The sequence below is a fragment of the Mixta mediterraneensis genome (assembly GCF_030283135.1).
Taxonomy (GTDB): Bacteria; Pseudomonadota; Gammaproteobacteria; order Enterobacterales; family Enterobacteriaceae; genus Pantoea; species Pantoea mediterraneensis.
The window spans coordinates 1-18,547 of sequence record NZ_JASUAZ010000026.1 but is presented as its reverse complement, the minus strand read 5'-3'; the positions used below and the strand labels follow the sequence as shown (position 1 = coordinate 18,547).

The window sequence follows — 18,547 nt, the reverse complement described above, 5'->3', positions numbered from 1 at the left end:
GTGGGACGCTACCTCTGATGGAACATCAGAGCCTGATTTATCCTCTGCAGCAGACTGTTCATATCTGTTATCCCCTGCGCCAGTGGCCAGCTCTGCAGGGTATTCACGTTCACCAGCCAGGTCGTGGGCGTCACGCCGTTATTACCGGGGCCAAAGAACTGATCGAGAACGGCACGCGGGGCCGGGATCGCCTGCGGAAAACTCACATCGCCCTTTCCGTCCAGCGTATAGGGGAACACCTTAAAGCCCGTCTGCGTGGACAACTGGATAAGCTGCGGATCAAACTGCTGACAAAAATGACAGGAAGACTGCATAAACAACACCAGTCGATAATCGGCAGTATTTATCGAACGACCATCCGGAAGACGGTATGCCCGCCCCGCAGGCGTAGTGGAAGTCTCTGGTACTGACCTTAGCTCTGCCCGGGGCTGCAATTCTGACTTGCCGGCTTCCAGCGCCTTTAGCTCATCCAGCGTCGAGGCGTGCGCCATCAATACAAACCCGCTCAGCATCAGTACCAGCCCCAGCGCCACTTTTGGATATTGGATTTTCATCACAGTCCCCCCGGCTGCCGTACCGCTCGCCAGGCATGCCATGACGCCAGCCCCCAGCCTGCCAGACCCAGGGCGGCACCACAGAGACTGAGCAATAGCGAAACGGCAATACTGACCCACTCAAGAACATCAACCTTGTCCGGCCCCAGACTAATAGCCCGCGCATCCAGCGCCATCCCCGCCAGATACCAGAACACTGGCCCCGCTGCCATAAAGGCCATGCCACAAAACATCAGCAGGTTCTCCTGCCTGATCTGTTGTTCGTGCTTATGATGAGAAATGCCTTCTTTTGTCATATTTTCCCTTACCTTAGTATTGCGCCTTAAAATCAGTCGCCACATCGAGGAAGCGGCGGGCTAAGTCGTCCTGCGTCATGAAGCCCCAGGCCAGCGGCTGATACTGCTCACTGCCCGGTTCAACCAGCACCAGGGCCGGGAACTGGCTGACGCCCATCTTCGCCGCCTGGCCACTGTCCTGCCGGGTCTGTGGCAGGGCTTCGCTGCGCGCGCCGTCCATGCTGACGGGGATCAACGACAGTCCGTACTGTTGTGAGAACTGGTTCACCGTGGCCGCCATCTGCAGATCCTGCGGATTGTTACCCCGGTAGAACATAAACAGGCCATAGCGCTGACCAAGGTTATGAATGGCATCATTCTGCTGCTGACGGGCCGCCGTCTGCTGCAGGGTTGCGGTGCCGTTATAACGGCTGTGCTCCAGGTTGTAATCGAGGTCCGGATACAGCAGCAGCGCCTTTTTGGCTGACTGCGTAAACTGCCCGGACAGGTTCATCAGATAGGACTGCATGCGCAGGTAGTCCGCTGCTTTCTCCGGGGAAGGGGACAATATGGCGCTGTTGAGCTTTTCTTTTGTCAGCTTCTGCAGAAGTGACATCTGCAGGTTTGGCGGCAGGACGCTAAGCGGGACAGTGTCATCTTCCGGCTCATCCTCCTCTTCTGGCTGAGGTTCGTTGTACCAGTGCCAGCCCACAATGGGCGCATCCACATAGGTCCCGGTGGATGAGAAGGCAGCCGGAGGAAATGCGCTTTGTGACGGTTCAGTACTGACGGTCGCTGCCTGCGCCCCGGTAACAAGCAACAGAAAAGCTATAGAGAATGTTCGCTTCACTGGCCTCCTCCCGTCACCTTACCGGCAATCTGCTCTTTGACGCGGTCAAGCAGCTCCTGGTCTGCCGGCAGCGTGGCACCGTTCTCCAGGTCATCATAAAAGTCGGCAAAGTTAATATTATCGAAATTCAGACGCTGCAGTTCTGGCACCGTCAGCCCACGGCAGTCCGGCGAACTTCCGCTGCCAAAGCCAATACCCAGCTGGCCGCGACGCCCCTGGTCCTGAACGATTTTCGCGAGCTTGCTCTCAAACTGGCAGTACCCTTCTTTCTTCTCAAGGCAGACGCCTAGCACCTTATGCGCACAGTACGAGCCGACGTAGATACTCAGCTTGCGCTTTTTGGCCTCCGCCAGCGCCTTCTCTTCGGTGTTACAACTGGCAAGTCCGACATCGTTACCCCAGCCACTGTCCTTGCAGCAATTGCTGAAACCCGCCATCGCCTTACGACAGCTGTGGCCCTCACCGGTAAAGGCGGAGACGTTGACACCATTCAGGGCGGCGATATCTTTACCAGCAGCGGCCAGCGCGGCCAGCCCCGAAACGGCTGACTGAAATCCATTTGACTTACCGTCATCCAGCTGGTCGCAGCTGCCATCAGTACAGACCAGTTCACCACCGCACAGCTGCGCGCTGCCGCTCATTTTTTCCTCGCAGGAAAAGACTACCTGCTCACGCAAACAGGTACCATTCAGGCTGTCGAGGCAGGCAGTGGAGCCAACGGTACAGGCGGGGTTCTGCATATAGTCGTTACAGGTACCGTTATCGGCAGACTGAGAGACATACGTGTCGGTATACTGCCAGCAGTCGCTGTGCAGAACATAGTTCTCACCGTTGATGGCAAAAGTGCGATCGCCACCAGGGTCGGTACAGACGCTGTTGATCAGCACCTGGTCTGTTTTGTCGAACGGACAGTTTTCTGACCACACCACGTCCGGGACCCATTTTTTGGCGGGTACTCTCATCATCACCGTCAGAGTGAAACGTATTTGCCCCTGCTGAAGCTGTCTGAAAAGGATGTCATCCACCGAGCCAATGCAGGTACCGTTTCCCGAACAGCTTGTTCCCTGCACTACCGTTCCCTCATTCAACTGCATTCCTGCTGCATTCAGCGTAAAATCGCCGCTTCCGCTTGCATTGAAGGTAGTGTTCATGAAGCTGACTTTTGAATTTAACAGGTATGCCTGAGTAGTGATATTGAGACGGGCAGAGAGGACGACCCCGGTTTCCGGCGGGGAAAACCCAAACACTATCTGTTTTCCACTCCGGGAAAACGTGAAGTGATCGTGACTGATAATGAAACGCTTGTCTTCTGTTGTATCTTCTTCATGACCTCCTCCGGGACCCGCGGTGCGTGTACAGGCCAGTTCAACCGCCGGGGTACGTTCGCAGGTGTAATTGGTGATTTGGGTCTTATCCACGTTCACATCCTTGCACTGCGTATCGGTACCAGACATGATGGTTTCAGCCTTATCCTCAATATCCAGCGAACCGCTGATAAAGGGAGCGTCGGTGGAGATGAGATCCTTCGGGCGATTCTTAATGACCTCCATGATGGTCTTACCGGCTTCTCCGTTATGCATCTCACTGTTGCCGGCGTTTTCCAGGTCGGGATTACTGGTGGCGGTGGTCCCGCCGTAATAACCGGATTCATCCGGTTTCGCGGTGTAGCCGGGGATCGCCGCCGCCGGGTCGGTCCCCTTCATCACATTCATCCCCTGATTCTTCACGCTGCCGGCATACTTTGCCGCCTCGTCATACTGCGGGCTGGCCAGTACGGATACCGCCGTTGCCAGCAACAAAATGCCCGGTATCAGCTGTTTTTTCACGATGCACCCTCCTTCAGCAACTTCTTCGCCGTATCGGCACAATCCCCTTCTGCTGCAATCCGCTCCAGAGCTTCCTTCAGTTTCAGGTTGCCAGTGAGGCGGTCATATCCGGCATCACAGGTCACCACCAGGGCCGGAACCGTGGTGATGCCGTATTTGCTGAACTGCCGGGGATCTATCTGCACCCCGCCCTGATTGTTCTCCCGCGCCAGACGAAAGACCGATTCCACAGTTTTGCGGAAGTTGTTATCCACGAGACCATTAATCAGTGCCGGGATATGAAAGCGCGTTGCCGCCGGGACCATCTGCTTCAGCCCTTCCTCGGGGATGGAAAACGACAGAAAGTACAGCGCATCCGGGCGGGCCTCGCTGTCCGGCGCAACGGACGACTGCACCCGGCGTTGCATATCACCTATCCACTGCCGGTCAGCCCCGGAGATCTTGTCCTGCAGAAGGGCGTTGACGTCCGGCAGGGTTGCGGCGTTCTGCGGAAGCTGACGTATCGCCGCACTCTGCTCCCGCAGTGCACGAAAAAGCTGCTGCTCGTCTGTCAGGCCATCGGCCTGTACGCTGGCAGCCGCCAGCAGTGCACCGACCAGCACGGTAAAAATTTTAAGGTTCATCAGATTGTTCCCGGAAAATCAGAGGAAGACGCAGTTACGCTTGCGCCAGATGAGGTAACCAAAGTTCTGTCGGCTCGCCGGCGTGGCATGCCCGGCCTCCCAGGCCATCACGGTACGACCAAACGGGTGACAACGTCCCGCGTCCGGATACATGTTGACCATCTGATAGCGGTAACGATCTTTCGGCATAATGGGCGACGGATACTCATAGCACACGGCCGTATCGGCGCCGACGCTGTTCAGGATCATCCCCTGGCGGTGCAGCTTGTAGTCCATTCGCTCGGAGAGCAGCACGCTGGCGGCCTGTGGGCTGGCCTGATTGGAAACAAACCCCGTAAACGGGTACATGCTGCCGTGCGAACCGGCACACCAGAACAGGGGGTTTAAGGGTTTTGAAACGGCACTGGCCAGCGCATCAGCGGCACAGGCCCCCTGCGCGATAGGGTTGGCGAACAAAAACGCTTCAGGTGCCAGCACCGAGGCCAGCGAGCTGTCATCCCAGGTCGGGTCCAGTTCGGACAGATAGCCGATATCCATGTCCCCGCCCTGCAGACAGCCGAGGTCGGTGATAATATTGAGCCACCAGGTCAGCGGGTATTTGTACCAGTGGACGTGGTAGAAGGCACCGGTATTGACCGCCCCCTGGCGTTTCCCGCCGCCGCTGCCGAGCTTGCCGGCGCTGATACTCACGCCACCGAGATTGACCATGCAGAACGGCGCGCGGGTCACATCCGTGAGGGCAAACGGCTCCCAGAAACCAATCGCCAGTCCGATACGCTGAAAGACAGGCGGCGGGACCGGGCAGAACTGGATGGGGGAAGACGGATTCTCCGTATCCGGCAACGAACCGGAGGACACCGTCGCATTACCGATGGACATCGGGAACATGCATTCCCAGCAGATATCGCTGATCGGATTGACAAATCGCCCCTGGCATTCGGGTTCAGAGGCCAGCGTACCGGTACCGATGGTCAGACCGCAGGCCAGTAGAAAAGCAGAAAGTCTGAATGTCATTTGCCGGCCTCCGGGTATTCCTGTTCACTCAGCCAGCGCTGCCGATCGGCATCAGACAGGCGATAACGGTCTGACACCTGCTTCAGTAACATGCGCATTCGTCCATTCAGGCGCTCAAGAATAGGCTCAGCGGTCTCCCGTATTTCACGGTCGGGCAACGCCTTCATCCGGGCCGCAAGCTGCTCCACCTCCATCAAATCATACAATACACCGCCGTAAGGCTCCGTCAGCTCACGGACCAGAGACTCAAACCGCTCAGCAACCGCCAGATAGCGCATCACGATCCCATCGGCATCCGCCCGCAGGCGACGGTATTCCCGTCGCTGGAATATCACCACCAACAGCAGCGCGCCGACGGTGAAACACAGCAGGGTAATAACAAGCGGGAACAGCATTATCGGGCCTCCTTTATGGGGGCTGAGGTGATCTTCAGGCGCTTACCGTCCTGACTGACCATCGCAGGAATGTAGTGAATACCCAGTTTCTTCGTCAGTACGCCTTGCTGGTCGAAGTAGATACGCTCTGACAGCGCATCTGCTGCCGTTTTGATGTTGCCGTTGACCAGAATGACCTTGTAGGTTGGCGTGGGCGGGGTTTGCGCCTTCATCCAGGTGACCTGACGCGTATCATCACCGTCGATAAAATAGAGGGTGGTATTCAGCGCCAGCGTATCCAGCGGGTTCAGGGTATCGCCCTGACGCGCAAAGACCTGACCCTGTGCATCGGCCAGCGTCTGGCCAACCACAAAGGTCGGGTCATACCAGGACGTATGTGCCTGCGTGTCTGTAACCAGCCCTTCTGCCGGTGCCGGGCGCAGCGTGTGCTCCACCACCCGATCCTGGAACTGTTGCTGCAGCTCCGCCAGCTGGCCGTTATCCTGCAAACCCTGCAGGCGATCCTGAATCAGCGCCAGAAAGCTCTGCTCCTGCACCGGCCAGACATCCCCCCATGAGCCCAGATCTTTTGCCTGCCCGACCAGTGGACAGACCAGAAGCAACAACGTCAGATATCGTTTATGCATCAGTAGCCCACCTTATTTCGGTGCTCCAGTACGCTCTGGCACGGCGTGCAGGTGTCTGCCCACGGTGCCGCCAGACGCCGGGCCTCCGGGATAGTTTCACCGCATGACTGGCAATATTCGCTCCCCGCTGCCTGCAACTGATGGCGGATAGCCTGCACCGCCACGGTATTCGTCAGCTCAACAACGTCCTGGGCCACATCGACTTCGTCACTCATGACTCTCTCCCTCTGCCATCCGGTTCGCCACCTCTGCCTGAACATCTGCAGTGATATCGCGGGTACCACCCACCACCGCCGGTGCCACCAGGATGATGGCGCCGTGATGGCGTTGCCAGTCAGTCAGCGAGGCATTGAGGGCGGTATTAAAACGCGCGGTGGTGGCTTTTACCTCATCATCGCTGAGATGACGCCCGGCCACCTGAGCCATAAAGTTATTCACCGTACCGGTCATATCGAAGCTCACCGTCTCCGGTCGCTGCCATTGCGCCAGCAACATCGAGATGCCGGCATTCATGACCAGAATAAAAGCGGTGACACAGGCCACCGGTACCAGGCAGCGCCGGCGACGGCGACTAAGACGTTGATGGGATGATGTTGAAGAGACGTTATGACGCGTTCCGTCTGCCGGGGTAACGTCCGCAGACGGTTGTAATTCAGGGGACTCCGGTTGATTCACGACTGTATCTGCCATTGTTCCAGCACCTCCATTTCCTTAGCGTATTTTTTACGGGCCAGTAACCAGAGCGCTTCGTGGACGGTTTTCCCCTCCTTAAGGCACTGTTCACGGAACTCAAAATCATCGCCATCGGACGAGAACATCACCCGGCTCAGCGGGTCAAGAATCAGGCGGTGATACGAGACCTGCCCAGCCACGCGCAGCATAAAGGCGCTGAAGTGCGCGTCTTTTGCTGAGGGGAAGCCCTTAATGATGGTCTGCTCCGGTTGGCTGAACTGCCCTTCGTTCTTCTGGTTGTACTTGATGAAGGCTTCCGGGTTCTGGCGCAAAATGATCTTGAACGATGAGTTGGACCAGGCGGCTTTCGCCGCGATGCTGGCCTTGTCGCCGTCAAAGTCTTCAATCCCCTGGGTGATGGTGATATAGGCCCCTCCGTACTTACGTGCCGTGCGGTAGCCGTTCTCAATAAAGTCACCGATAAAGCCGTTTTCGCTCGCCAGCAGCTTCCAGGCCTCATCGATGATGGCTGCCTTACGCTCACTGCGCGGGGACAGGAACATCCGCTGTTCCACGTAAATCATCATCGAGAACATGATGGCCGCCAGCAGGTCGGGTTTGTTCTTGAGGCGCCCCATCTCCAGCACGCAGAAGCGGACGTTGTCATCGAGCGCCGGTTCCGGGCTGTTGAAGTACTCGCCGTAAATGCCGCCGGTGGTGTATTTGTGCAGGGAGACCACCATTTCTTCCATTAAACTGCGGACCGTTGTGGTATCCCGGTATTCCGGGTCGGCGGTCCAGGCCTTCAGCAGCGCCTGAACATCATCAATCAGAACGGCATTCCCCTTACGCTTCGACGGTGCCTTTCCTTCCCATACCGCCTGCACGGCGTTGAGCAGGATGGATTTGGCGGTATCTTCCACTTTGCCAGACGGGTTTGAGAGGACAAGAAGCAGGTCGCGAATACTCTCTGCCGATTCAACAATATTGACGATACCGGCAAACGGGTTGAACTTGAGGTCGGTGGCATCGACATAGACCCCGCCAACGTTGGCGCACAGGGCCTTGTACGAATCCCCCATATCGAACACCCAGGCCCGCCCTCCGCTGTCGAGGATGTGCCGGATGATGGTCTGCATCAGGAAAGACTTCCCGCCCCCGGAGGTGCCACACACCCCGAGGTTATAGTTGTCATTACCCAGCCCTGACTTGCTGTCGAACAGGTCCAGATACGAGAGCTGGTTACGGTACGACGGAATGGGCACGCCCTTCGGGCAGATACGGTTGTCCGCCACCACCGGCAACAGATTGGCGACATTGAAGGACTCCGCCCGGAGTGTCGCACCGCTGCGGCGCATATCGCTCCATAACCCTTCCGGCATCATGAACGGAAACAGCGACAGCCAGTTACGCAGCTGCATAAAGGTGGGCGAGCACAGTGAAATGCCATTGGCGCGGAAGGTATTCTGCAGCGCCAGTTCGCACATCAGGGCCTTATCATTATCATCCTCGCAGAACAGCGTGACGCCTAAACTGTAGCGCGCCAGCGCCGACTGCCCGGTAGACAGTCGCTCACGCAATCCGTCCCACTCACGGGCGGCCTTTTTAACCCCCGGCACCCACTTACCGAACGGGGAGTTTGCCCGCTTATCGTTGGTGGCAAACTTGCGTACCGCTTCGTTCTGACTCTTCGCCTGAACATCCAGCTCTGTCGTCAGCGTGATAGCAAAGGGGCATGGCACCGTCGACGTCGGGTCCAGCAGATTGCTGAGGTTGTTCCCGCCCTGCCACAACGCAAACTTCACCGGGTTCTTCTCCGGCATGTAGCTCATGATGCGGGTTTTCACCCGACCACCCTCTGCGGAGGACTGGCTCTGGTGCAGACAATCCGGCGTCACCTTCAGATTGATAGATCGGGCGACGCACTGAGCATTCAGTTCTTCATACGGATCTACTTCATCAGACGGCTGCGTGATGCGATCATGGCGGAAGTTCACAATTTCACGGACCAGCCCGACCAGACCCCGATCATCCAGCAACTCAGAGTGCAGGTTCGCGGCAAACAGCGACTGCTGTACGATACTCATCGTCTGACCCAGCGAGGCAAACAATTCATCAACATCACGACGCAACGGCTCGGCGTAGCTGATAAAGAGGCGATAGTTACGCAGCGACAGCGGGTAGCCTTTGTTGTTAGGCAGTCCGTACAGGGCACCGTGTTCATAGAACGCGCGGGTGATATGGTCAAAGCGCGTTGCCTGCTCCCCCTGCCAGGCCATGTCTGACAGACCGTTATCCAGCAGATGGCTGACGCACTTGCTCCCGAGGAGGAGCACGCTCAGCGGCTGTTCGCGGGGGAGTTTGTTACGCAGGAAATTGTCCAGGGCCTCCACGATACCGTCGTTGGCCCCAATCAGCGGCGTACATTCGAGGATAAAACCCATGGTGTTCTGGTTTACAAACAGGCCGCTGTCTTTGTCGTAATGCTGGTACGGCAGCACGCTGACCAGAGAAGGGTAGTCCATATCATCCAGCGCCTCTCCGGCCTTCGCGGCACCATCCTTCCGCTGCCAGTCGGTCATCAGGCGACGGAACAGTTCATCATGCAGGGCCATATTCAGCTCCCGGCCCAGTGATCAGGCTTCACCACGAAAGACACTACCGACGGTTGATGCATAACATCATCCCGGTCAATCCAGCCTGCAATCCACAGTCGTGCCGTGGTCGGATTGATCCGTACAGGCTGACTGACCCCGGTATCGGCATAGCGCCGGGCTTCAGTGACAGGTGATGACGCCGGCAAGGCAGGAGAAACGGCTGGCCGGTGAGAAGGTACTGCCGGGCCTCCCGCATCCGGACGAACCGGGTGCGGCGCGGGCAGCAGACTCCCCGTCGTCGTTCTTACTGAGCGCGAACCCGCATCACGGGTAGCCGCCTGAATACCGGTCAGCGGTGAGGGTGAGACCGGAACCGGTGCCAGGCGCGGCAGGGTCTCAGCAGCCGCGTCCGTCTTTCCTGCATCACCATCAACGCCGGGCATCGCAGAGGAAGACGACGTACGTCCTGCCGCCTGCTGGTTAGCCTGCTCCATGGTGATGCAGCGGTCATGGGCCACGGTATTACAGTCAAAGTCAGAGTTCATCCCGGCACAGCCGGAGAGCAGGCCAGCGCCTGCCAGTAAAGGCATAATGAATTTATTCATGATTTATCCTGAGAGAAAGGGGGTCAGCGGGTGAAGATTTTTATGGCTGCCGGTGCGCCGAAGAGGTGGCGCTTATCACTTATCAGCGCGACCGTCACCGGGACGGCGAAGCACATCATTCATGACGCGAGCGCAGAGGTCGGTTTTACCGCCGCCGGTACGCCCGACAACTATCGTATGGCCTCTTTGCGGCCCATCCGGCAGGTGGAATGGGTGAGCAGGCTGGCTCAGCGTGATAAACGTCGTGCAGTTATCCAGAATGTGTTGCGCCAGCTCCGGGGAAGACAACGAAGCCAGAGGATGGCGTTGTGGTTTACGCATACAATCTCCTGAGTGGGGAAGAAAAATTAACGACGCGGGTTGAACGGAATGCGGGTACGGTCAGTGCCGGCAGGATACTCCGGAATAAATCGAACAAGCGTCACCCACAGACAGAACAGCGGCAGGCTCCAGCTCAGTACCGTGATGCACTGCCACTGCCAGCGAACCACCACCTCATGAACCACCGCCAGCAGGTCCGGAATCGTTGATGCCACCCGTTCCGGCATCTGTTCGAGATAAAACAGCAGCAGTCCGCCATAGGCCATAAGCAAGAGAATGCAGCCCATAGCCCACCACAGCAGACAGCGGACGGTCAGCGCCATGACGTGCAACGCCGCTCCGGGGCCCGTGTAGTGAAATTGCATCGCCCGCCATCCCGCTCTGACTCCTGTCCATAAAATTTTCATCGCATCGACTCCTGCATTCCTGCCTGTATCTGGTCCTTCATGGCACCCACGGAGTCCCCGAGATTGAGGTTGCGCAGCGCTTCTTTGGTGATAGTGATCCCGTTGCCGGTCGCTTTTTCCTGGGAAGATACAGCAGGCTTCTTCTCCTTCTTCACATCGGCATACTGCAGCTGGAAACCTTCCTGGAAGACGACCGAAACCTGCACACCGGCACCGACCGGGATAACCGGGTGGTACTGTTCAGCGCGTTTGATGAAGTAATCTGAGAGGGTTTTGCCTGCCTGTGACGTACCACCACCGAACCCGGCGCGAGCAACATCGCCACCGCTGACGGTATTCGCTGCACCAAGGCCAACGCTGGTTGAGCCGACGTTCGATATGGCGCTGCCCATTGCATCGATGGCACCACCGGCAAAGGCATAGCCGACAATTTTGCCGTTGCGGATGACCGGCTCGGCCCGGATGCCATTTTTCCCCATAAAGGAGACGTGTCCTTTGAAGGGCTGGTCGATAACGTGGCCATGAACACGGCAGGACAGACGGTCGGTACGCAGTAGCGCGCGCTCACTGGAGATATCACCGTAAGCGGCTGCGGTTACAAAGCAGCCCCGCAGGTCATATTCCCCGTCGTTCGGTAAAATCACCTTTCCGGTCAGGCGGAACTGCATCGGTGATGAGGCGCTTTCACCCGTGACAGAGGCGTTAGCATCCGCCCCCTCAATCACCGTCGCCCCGACAAAACTCCCCGACGGAATATACGGCAGCGCCGGCGCATCATCCTTTTTTTCGCCGTAATCGATACTCATGGTGGACAGCCCCTGATTCAGCTGTGGAGCGATATTCACCGTCGTCTGATTGCCGGGAACGCCCGGGTAAAAGGCGGTTGGCGGTGGGACCGCGCCTGAACCGCCACCGACAGGCAGGGTGCCGGCTGGCGCTCCCGGACCAGGCGACGCATGACCGCTGCCGCTATCGCCTGCCTGGTTCATGGCATCAATCTGCGTCTGCAGCAGTTTGATATCATCATCCTGTGACTGAATTTTCTCCCGGTAGGCCTTGTTTTCACTGGCGAGTTTATTGAGCTGATTCTCGAAGCTGGCCAGCTTTTTATCGGCTTGATTCGCGGTATGCTGCAGGTCAGCCACCGCCGTATCGCTGACTTTTTTACCGAAGGTACTGGAGGTCACCGCGCCGGTCATATCCGGTACCGGTTTTTTTGCCTGGCTCTTACCGGGGGACACCTTTGATGGTGCACCGATATACCAGGCGACACCGCCGATAGCGCTTAATCCCAGCGCCACGGCGATCAGCACCGCCATCTGCTTGCGACGGGTCAGCACGTTAATGTTAGCCATTAGCCTGCCCCTCCCCGTCGTTGCTGACCGTGACCCACACTTGCGTATCGGTACCGGGCATCAGCGTGGTACTGAACGGAAACACCATCACTGCACGTACGCCAGGTGCCTGAAACAGTCGTTCAGGTATAGCCAGCACACTGGCACCACGATTACGCACCGTCAGGCGATAGAGCCGAAGCCCACCACCGCTCCACATTTGTTGAGGCGTCACCGACAACCAGCCCGGCAGGGAAAATGTCGGTACCGCCACGACAGGAGCTTCAGTAAACCCTTTCGGTACGCCGCCGCTCAGTACCGCCTGCTGGACAGAGATCAGGGTGCGAACATACGGCTGCGACTGCTCCCAGCGCCGCGCATCATCATGCTGTACCGGACGGCTGGAGATAAACTGCAGCACCCGGCCATCCCGTTTCTGCGGGACACCAATAACAGAAACGGTCAGCCCTCCTTCCGTGCGGACATAGAAGGTGAACGGGGTAGTCTGGGCGGTCATCAGCTGCACACCGCCGTTAGCCTGCCCCAGCGCCTTGTTGTCATTAAGAAACATCCCCTGCGCACTGTCCACGGCGATAATCTTATCGCCGGGCACAACCAGCAGATTCGGATTAGTGTTGCTGAGCGCGACCCGGACCTGGCTGTCCGGCGAAACCGGTATCTTTGTCGGTAGTGCGGCCACCGGCTCTGCCAGTACGTTGCCACTCAGACAGAGCAGACTGGCCAGCAATGCAAGACGGTGCCTGCCATGCCTGTTATTTTTTCTTTTCATCCACCTGCTCCCTGAAATCCTGAATGGTGGTAATACCCCGGTGATAGCGCAGTGCCATCCGTATAGTTTTGTCTTCCGGCAGCTGCTTACGATTGCCTATCCACTGCTGTACCGTCCCGTGAATATCCACAATCCCCGAAGCCGGGTACGTGTCGAAGCCGGACAGATAAAAGGCGGTCGTCACGTTATTGTCGATAACGCGCTGCGCCTCGCTGGCCAGCACTTCCTGCATGGCGGGACGCTCTTCGTTATCAAAGAAGCGCAGCAGCGCTTTGTGATTGGCCTTCACCGATTCCGGTGACACGTTGTAGCGCAGGAAGACCAGTGACTCGGCGGTTTGCTCCAGATAATTCGCATCCATCCGGTTACGCGTCAGCGTGAACGGGGTATCAAACCCCATCGGGATATAGGTTTCTTCACGGCTGTTAATCAGCGTATCGAGTCGCAACCAGGCCACCAGGTTGCCGGCAAGACTCAGACCAAAGAACACCAGAAGCAGCAGAAAGATGAGTGATGTGTAGCGGGCCGACAGGCGCTTTGCCTTCAGGTCCATGGGAATACCTCCTGGCCATCAACGCAGCCACAGCCGGAATGACGAATCGGGAATGACTTTGTACATGCCTTTGAAGAGTGAAGACGGGAGGTACCAGTAGCAGGCGTTAAGCAGCCAGTCGGTCCCTCTCCCCTTTTTGAAATACTTCAGACAGAACCAGAGCAGAACGGCAATGACCAGACCGGTAACGTACTTACCGGTATAAAAGCCCCATCCCATCGGTGCGAACAGGGCTATTTTCTCATCCATCGGTAGTCCGATGGGCCGTGTCTGCTCTGTCAGTGTCTGAGGAAACATGAAGCGCGAAGCGCGTTCCTCATCCATTGACTAGTCTCCGTGCCGATCAGCCCCCGGAGCGGGCAGAAATGATGGAGAAGATGATTTTGGTAATCACGATAAACACCGGGATGAGCAGGAAGGTCGCCGGGTTATGTGATTTGAGGTACAGCAGGAAGACCAGCACCACTTCCGCGATCATGAAGTAGTACATCATGGTGGAGTCTTCACCAAAGGTATCAGTCGCATCCTGTTTGCCGGCCGCCGTCAGGTCTTCGGCATGCGCCATACCGCGTGCCGCCAGAAATAATGCCAGCGGCATTGCCACATACTTAAACAGCGCCTTCGCGGTACGGTTATTCACCAGCGACGGCACCGCTTTCACGGCAGATACCATGCGTGAGAGCAGTCCCTTTTTATTCCCCTTGCAGACAACGTCCGCCCCCTGATTTATCACTGAAATATCAGCCATATTATTTCCTTTAATTAACGATTAAGTTGTTCGGGCAGATACGCCCCCGCGACGCCCGCAAGGCAGAAGCCGCGGGGGATTATCTGTACAAACGTCTTCAGACACGCTACCGCCCCAGGGTGTCACACCTGTCGTGGGGGGAAACTCGCCCGACGGATTTTGGGCAAAGGGATGCCCGCCGTTTTATCGGTGAAGAAAAAACGGATAAGACAAAACAAAAAAACTGAAATCAGACCGTTGGCGTCAGTCCGACATAATGGCAGGGAATATCGATAATGCAGGTCGGGTGATATTCCCTTTCAGTCCAGAAATATCAGAGCGTGGTGATCTCCCAATAGTCTCCCGTAATTTCAGGTACACGTTTCAGGCTGTCATGAATACGCAGCATGGCCTCAAGCTGGCGGGAACGCTTACCTTTTTTTTGCCAGTGCAGTAAGTCGCTCACTGGCCTCAGCGGTCAGGATGACTGTAATGGATTTGGGACGCTTTATAGGGACTGTTGTCGTTAGCTTGCTCATCAACAAAATTCTCCGTCATAAACTGAGATAAATTGTTTCATAAGCAAAATTTTTGACTAGCCGGGCAACTGCCCGGTGTTTAAAAATACAGTGGTTTTGATAACCAAATAATAAATAAGGAAAACTAGTTTTTTCTCTCAAAAAAAGGATCAAAAAAGTTAACATTATGTTGATCTGAATCAATTTATTGGTAGTAAATAAAATCATTGAAGCTTCACAGCGATATCGAACGTTCTCTGAGCATACATATGTCGAGAGGAATATTTACAGTTTGCATATACGGATAGTGAACATCATCACTGACATTCACTATTACCGGATTTAAATATCATTTAACCTTTAAAATAACAGTGTCTGAGGAAAATTTTTCAGGTACAAATCTAATCCATCCATAAAACCTTGCCACTCGCAATAAACCTCCCTGATCAAAAACCTGTAGTTTCTGATAGATGCTTTTTATTTTTGACTCAACTGTTTTTTTGCTAAGATTAAGATAGTTAATAATCCATCTTGATGAATAACCACAAATAATAAGCCATGCCACCTCCCACTCTTTGCTAGTAACTTTACCCAACGGATTGAAGCCTTTAAAATTATTAAGAGATACATTTGACATGACCACTTGCTCTCCGGTGAAAATTGATGGTATCAATTCATGGATATAGCTATGGCATGTAATATCTATCACATCAACAAGTACCGAATCTCTTCCTTGATAAGAATAAGGAGCCATTTTTAAAACAAAACAATTAGCACCTTCAATATCGATAAAATAACCACAAGAAAAAATAGTCATATCTTTTTTTGTTTGAATTACTTTATTCTCGAAGGCATACATAATATTAATATCATTGGCTGTAATAGCTGGGATACTTGAATCCTCCAAACCAATCACAGAAACGATTCCAGAAGGAAAAAAACGTGACGCAAATGTTGCACTAGCACCCAGATACTTATGACTTGCATCTTTTATGTACCAGTCTTCATGACTTTTTTTAAGATAGGGAGAAAAATCGTGATAAAACGCTTGAGATCTGACATTCAGATCCATACGATCGTGCGTAGCCATGACCATACTCCTGAAAGTTGGTTGGTTAATGGTTAGCTCATGCAGGGGGCTCGAACCCCCCTGTGTGAGCGAAGTCTTATTGTCTACAACATAACCTTATGCTGTATTTAAAATATACCACAAAAAGATATACTTACAAAACTAATTCATCATATATATTGCATGGTTTTTCTGAAAATAGAAAAGTAGCAATCATCCCATACCACTATTGTTAGCTGGCTTCCTTAACCAGAAAATTCTACTCTCTGTTGAGTACCTTTTTGACCCGTAAATCTGTTTTCTCTTTTAGAGAGTCGATCAATTTATCGTAATTGTTACGACTATCAGATTTTATATCCTGCAAAGAAAACATCAGTGCCAGTATCTCCTGTGATGCCATTCTTGATTTTACTACTTCTTCAAAAAGCGCACTTTGAAATACATCTTCACCGGCTTCTGCATCTGATGCCTTCTTATTTTTGGCATTGAGGTATACACGCATTCCCAGTTCCAGCATTTCGGAACAGACACTGGAGATATTGGCATCGGAAGCTGTCGCGCCCTCTTCCCTTCTCATATCGACGATTTGTCGGATACCATCAATTGTTTTTTGCTTCATATAAACATTCTGCCGTGGCATAACTTTATTTCCCTCTTGCCCTGACAGCACCACACTGGCACTGTTTAAAAATAGCCTCAATAAATATTCAGCACTATTGCAGTGCTAACTGGCCATAATCAGGCACTACAATGCCACACATTTAGCGGCACCGCAATGTGTGGCATTCATAGTAATTGCATGATTATTCTCATTTAGCACTACATTAGCCACAATAGAGCCACAAACAGGCGACATTACGGCACTATGGCAGTGCCCTTCTGTGCGATAAAACACTAATTTGCATTCATAATCCAATCGTAAATACATGATTTAAGTATATAATCCTGCAAAATGAAATTTTGCGTGGGGTGTGAGACAGAAACTACCGGAGAAGCATATTAGCACAGGCATCCATAGAGTAATTCTCGGCCATATTTGGCTTGCCTGAGATCAGGTAATAATGCGATCATCAGGGCATCTAAAACACATCACAGGGAAATAATAGTGAGGAATCTACTTCTGGCAGCATTACTCCTGATAGCCGCTCAGAATGCTAATGCAGATTGTTTTGATATGGCGGGCAGAGATTATCATATAGATCCAGATCTGCTTCGGGCAATCTCCTGGAATGAATCGAACTTCCGCACAGACGTTAAAGGCCACAATCCTGTTTCGGGTTTTGGCTCCGGACTTATGCAGGTGGACTCCCAGCACTTTAACGAATTGGCTCGTTATGGAATAAAACCGGAGCACCTTATTTCCGACCCATGTATGAATATCTACACCGGGGCTTACTATCTTGCAATAGCTTTCAAAAAGTGGGGAGTCAGCTGGCAGGCCGTGGGGGCGTATAATGCAGGTTTCCGGAAAACAGAAGAACAGGCGCAGAGAAGATATATCTATGCCAGAAAAATTGAGGCAACATACCGGGCGATAAAAAAGAATAAAGACTCAGGGCAGACTCTCTCAAAACAGTAAAAAGACCTCAACAGGAGGTCTTTTTATTCATCCAGTATTTATGTCGTCAATCAATAGCCCGATAAATTAAATATGCTTCAGGGTGTTTTATGATACTGATGTAGTCTTTCAGTGCGTCCTGACGAGCGACGAGGTGTTTACAGACTTTCGAATATTCAGGCCCCATATCGGCAACCTGCCAGGACAACCAGTTCATAATCATCAGGGTCGCAATAATTCCGGCAGCATCGGCACTGACTTCTGCTTCAAAGTAATTACCAGGAATAATCATGTTATAGCGCTGTTCACCTTCAGGTGCGATATATCCGGTTTGCGTCGTGGTGAATCTGACACAGTTCGGAGCCACGTTTCCTCCGGTGCCCTGCGGAATTATCCAGTAACTCCAGAAACCACCATCATAATCGGAATGCTGACGTAACCAGCTGGCAATCATATTATCAGCAGAAGGCGTAAAAAAGAGCGCAGGAATAAAATCAAGACGCTCATCGCCATCTGTAACACAATAGCGCTGGCGTTCATCGATTTTAAATTGTTCGGCTGATTCACGAGTGGCGGTTTTGACGTTTAATGTGTGCATTCTGGTTTTCTCCTCATTGGGTTATTACATCGTTCGACTTCATCACTGAGCGGCGAAGGGCAATGAGCAGCTGACAGAAAGGAAATAAAGGGGCGCGCAGCGTTTATATACCCCTTTATTTCCTTTCTGGCTGATGCTAAAAGCAGCCCTACGCGAACTGATGAAATCGAACAATAGTCACACCTGGAGAATGCACACATCCCTGAACGGAAAATCGGCGCAAGACGAATTTCCGTTCAGGGCATCAGAGTGGGGTAATTTATTACCGCCACGGTGAAAGCGGCGCATCCTTTAGGATGCTGCAAGCGTGAATTTGAATTTGCGTCAGGATGGAAGCCCGAAGGGCGGAGACGGTTTACCGGCTCCGTTCACGACAGCCGTGTCCCTTCTGGGACGACGCCCGGAAAAGAAACATTTATATCCATATCAGTGAAAGAAAAATAAAGATCATCGCCAGCAGGAGAATGAGGAATATTAACCATCTGACCAAAAGACAGGAACTTCAGACTACCACGCGCAGGAATAATGCAGGCAGCGCGTCAGCGCAGCCTGCTTATTCTGCGCCGCAGGCGCGCGGCCTTTGATGCCACGAAAGGCAGGGAAGTCCCCTGCCTCTCCGGCGGATTATGCGGCCT

General features: G+C 53.9%; 24 protein-coding genes. 1 reads left to right on the top strand and 23 read right to left on the bottom strand.

The genetic code is table 11. The annotated features are described in order from the left end of the window. Nucleotides 1-8 precede the first annotated feature (8 nt). From trbB to traM, 22 genes are all read right to left on the bottom strand, one after another. On the bottom strand, nt 9-554 hold the full coding sequence (gene trbB / locus QRY16_RS14830) for a type-F conjugative transfer system pilin assembly thiol-disulfide isomerase TrbB (RefSeq protein ID WP_017694234.1): 546 nt from the start codon (nt 552-554) through the stop codon (nt 9-11). After that, nucleotides 554-850, bottom strand: a complete 297-nt coding sequence (locus QRY16_RS14825; RefSeq protein ID WP_017694233.1) for a hypothetical protein — start codon at nt 848-850, stop codon at nt 554-556. The genes trbB and QRY16_RS14825 overlap by 1 nt, the downstream gene beginning before the upstream one ends. A 13-nt stretch (nt 851-863) precedes the next feature. After that, nucleotides 864-1,679, bottom strand: coding sequence for a type-F conjugative transfer system pilin assembly protein TraF (gene traF / locus QRY16_RS14820; RefSeq protein ID WP_289777143.1), 816 nt, complete (start codon nt 1,677-1,679; stop codon nt 864-866). Next, complete coding sequence (gene traN / locus QRY16_RS14815; protein WP_289777142.1) at nt 1,676-3,505, bottom strand: type-F conjugative transfer system mating-pair stabilization protein TraN; 1,830 nt, start codon at nt 3,503-3,505, stop codon at nt 1,676-1,678. Before traN ends, traF begins: the two co-directional genes overlap by 4 nt. After that, nucleotides 3,502-4,128, bottom strand: coding sequence for a type-F conjugative transfer system pilin assembly protein TrbC (gene trbC / locus QRY16_RS14810; RefSeq protein WP_289777141.1), 627 nt, complete (start codon nt 4,126-4,128; stop codon nt 3,502-3,504). Before trbC ends, traN begins: the two co-directional genes overlap by 4 nt. Nucleotides 4,129-4,146: 18 nt before the next feature. Continuing rightward, the gene (traU, locus tag QRY16_RS14805) at nt 4,147-5,142 is read right to left on the bottom strand and encodes a conjugal transfer pilus assembly protein TraU (RefSeq protein ID WP_289777140.1); all 996 of its coding nucleotides are present in this window, start codon (nt 5,140-5,142) and stop codon (nt 4,147-4,149) included. Then, nucleotides 5,139-5,537: a hypothetical protein gene (locus QRY16_RS14800; protein WP_289777139.1), complete on the bottom strand. Its 399-nt coding sequence runs from the start codon at nt 5,535-5,537 to the stop codon at nt 5,139-5,141. The genes traU and QRY16_RS14800 overlap by 4 nt, the downstream gene beginning before the upstream one ends. After that, entirely contained in the window at nt 5,537-6,163 is a 627-nt protein-coding gene (traW, locus tag QRY16_RS14795) for a type-F conjugative transfer system protein TraW (protein WP_289777138.1), read from the bottom strand. Before traW ends, QRY16_RS14800 begins: the two co-directional genes overlap by 1 nt. Continuing rightward, complete coding sequence (locus QRY16_RS14790; RefSeq protein WP_289777137.1) at nt 6,163-6,378, bottom strand: TraR/DksA C4-type zinc finger protein; 216 nt, start codon at nt 6,376-6,378, stop codon at nt 6,163-6,165. Before QRY16_RS14790 ends, traW begins: the two co-directional genes overlap by 1 nt. Next, the gene (trbI, locus tag QRY16_RS14785; protein ID WP_289777136.1) at nt 6,371-6,853 is read right to left on the bottom strand and encodes a type-F conjugative transfer system protein TrbI; all 483 of its coding nucleotides are present in this window, start codon (nt 6,851-6,853) and stop codon (nt 6,371-6,373) included. Before trbI ends, QRY16_RS14790 begins: the two co-directional genes overlap by 8 nt. Then, nucleotides 6,835-9,450 (bottom strand): type IV secretion system protein TraC, encoded by a 2,616-nt coding sequence (traC, locus tag QRY16_RS14780; protein ID WP_289777135.1) that lies wholly within the window; start codon nt 9,448-9,450, stop codon nt 6,835-6,837. Before traC ends, trbI begins: the two co-directional genes overlap by 19 nt. Nucleotides 9,451-9,452: 2 nt before the next feature. Continuing rightward, nucleotides 9,453-10,037, bottom strand: coding sequence for a type IV conjugative transfer system lipoprotein TraV (gene traV, locus QRY16_RS14775; protein WP_193406771.1), 585 nt, complete (start codon nt 10,035-10,037; stop codon nt 9,453-9,455). Nucleotides 10,038-10,112: 75 nt separating this feature from the next. Next, on the bottom strand, nt 10,113-10,358 hold the full coding sequence (locus tag QRY16_RS14770; RefSeq protein ID WP_289777134.1) for a hypothetical protein: 246 nt from the start codon (nt 10,356-10,358) through the stop codon (nt 10,113-10,115). A gap of 26 nt (nt 10,359-10,384) precedes the next feature. Next, nucleotides 10,385-10,765 (bottom strand): hypothetical protein, encoded by a 381-nt coding sequence (locus QRY16_RS14765; protein ID WP_289777133.1) that lies wholly within the window; start codon nt 10,763-10,765, stop codon nt 10,385-10,387. Continuing rightward, nucleotides 10,762-12,120, bottom strand: a complete 1,359-nt coding sequence (locus QRY16_RS14760) for a TrbI/VirB10 family protein (protein WP_289777132.1) — start codon at nt 12,118-12,120, stop codon at nt 10,762-10,764. Before QRY16_RS14760 ends, QRY16_RS14765 begins: the two co-directional genes overlap by 4 nt. Continuing rightward, complete coding sequence (gene traK, locus QRY16_RS14755; RefSeq protein WP_193406768.1) at nt 12,113-12,889, bottom strand: type-F conjugative transfer system secretin TraK; 777 nt, start codon at nt 12,887-12,889, stop codon at nt 12,113-12,115. The genes QRY16_RS14760 and traK overlap by 8 nt, the downstream gene beginning before the upstream one ends. Beyond that, the gene (gene traE / locus QRY16_RS14750; protein ID WP_017694218.1) at nt 12,873-13,442 is read right to left on the bottom strand and encodes a type IV conjugative transfer system protein TraE; all 570 of its coding nucleotides are present in this window, start codon (nt 13,440-13,442) and stop codon (nt 12,873-12,875) included. Before traE ends, traK begins: the two co-directional genes overlap by 17 nt. An 18-nt stretch (nt 13,443-13,460) precedes the next feature. Next, nucleotides 13,461-13,766, bottom strand: coding sequence for a type IV conjugative transfer system protein TraL (gene traL / locus QRY16_RS14745; RefSeq protein WP_289777131.1), 306 nt, complete (start codon nt 13,764-13,766; stop codon nt 13,461-13,463). Nucleotides 13,767-13,785: 19 nt separating this feature from the next. Further along, nucleotides 13,786-14,190: a type IV conjugative transfer system pilin TraA gene (locus QRY16_RS14740; protein WP_017694216.1), complete on the bottom strand. Its 405-nt coding sequence runs from the start codon at nt 14,188-14,190 to the stop codon at nt 13,786-13,788. A gap of 313 nt (nt 14,191-14,503) precedes the next feature. Continuing rightward, complete coding sequence (locus tag QRY16_RS14735; protein WP_289777130.1) at nt 14,504-14,635, bottom strand: hypothetical protein; 132 nt, start codon at nt 14,633-14,635, stop codon at nt 14,504-14,506. Between the two features lie 401 nt (nt 14,636-15,036). After that, nucleotides 15,037-15,777 (bottom strand): helix-turn-helix transcriptional regulator, encoded by a 741-nt coding sequence (locus QRY16_RS14730; protein WP_289777129.1) that lies wholly within the window; start codon nt 15,775-15,777, stop codon nt 15,037-15,039. Between the two features lie 238 nt (nt 15,778-16,015). Further along, nucleotides 16,016-16,396 (bottom strand): conjugal transfer relaxosome DNA-binding protein TraM, encoded by a 381-nt coding sequence (gene traM, locus QRY16_RS14725; protein WP_032667774.1) that lies wholly within the window; start codon nt 16,394-16,396, stop codon nt 16,016-16,018. Nucleotides 16,397-16,861: 465 nt separating this feature from the next. Here traM and QRY16_RS14720 point away from each other — a divergent pair, with 465 nt between their 5' ends. Continuing rightward, complete coding sequence (locus QRY16_RS14720; protein WP_289777128.1) at nt 16,862-17,335, top strand: transglycosylase SLT domain-containing protein; 474 nt, start codon at nt 16,862-16,864, stop codon at nt 17,333-17,335. 46 nt (nt 17,336-17,381) lie between these two features. On the opposite strand, the gene QRY16_RS14715 is transcribed toward QRY16_RS14720, so the two are convergent. Next, nucleotides 17,382-17,912, bottom strand: coding sequence for an antirestriction protein (locus tag QRY16_RS14715; protein WP_289777127.1), 531 nt, complete (start codon nt 17,910-17,912; stop codon nt 17,382-17,384). Nucleotides 17,913-18,547 lie beyond the last annotated feature (635 nt).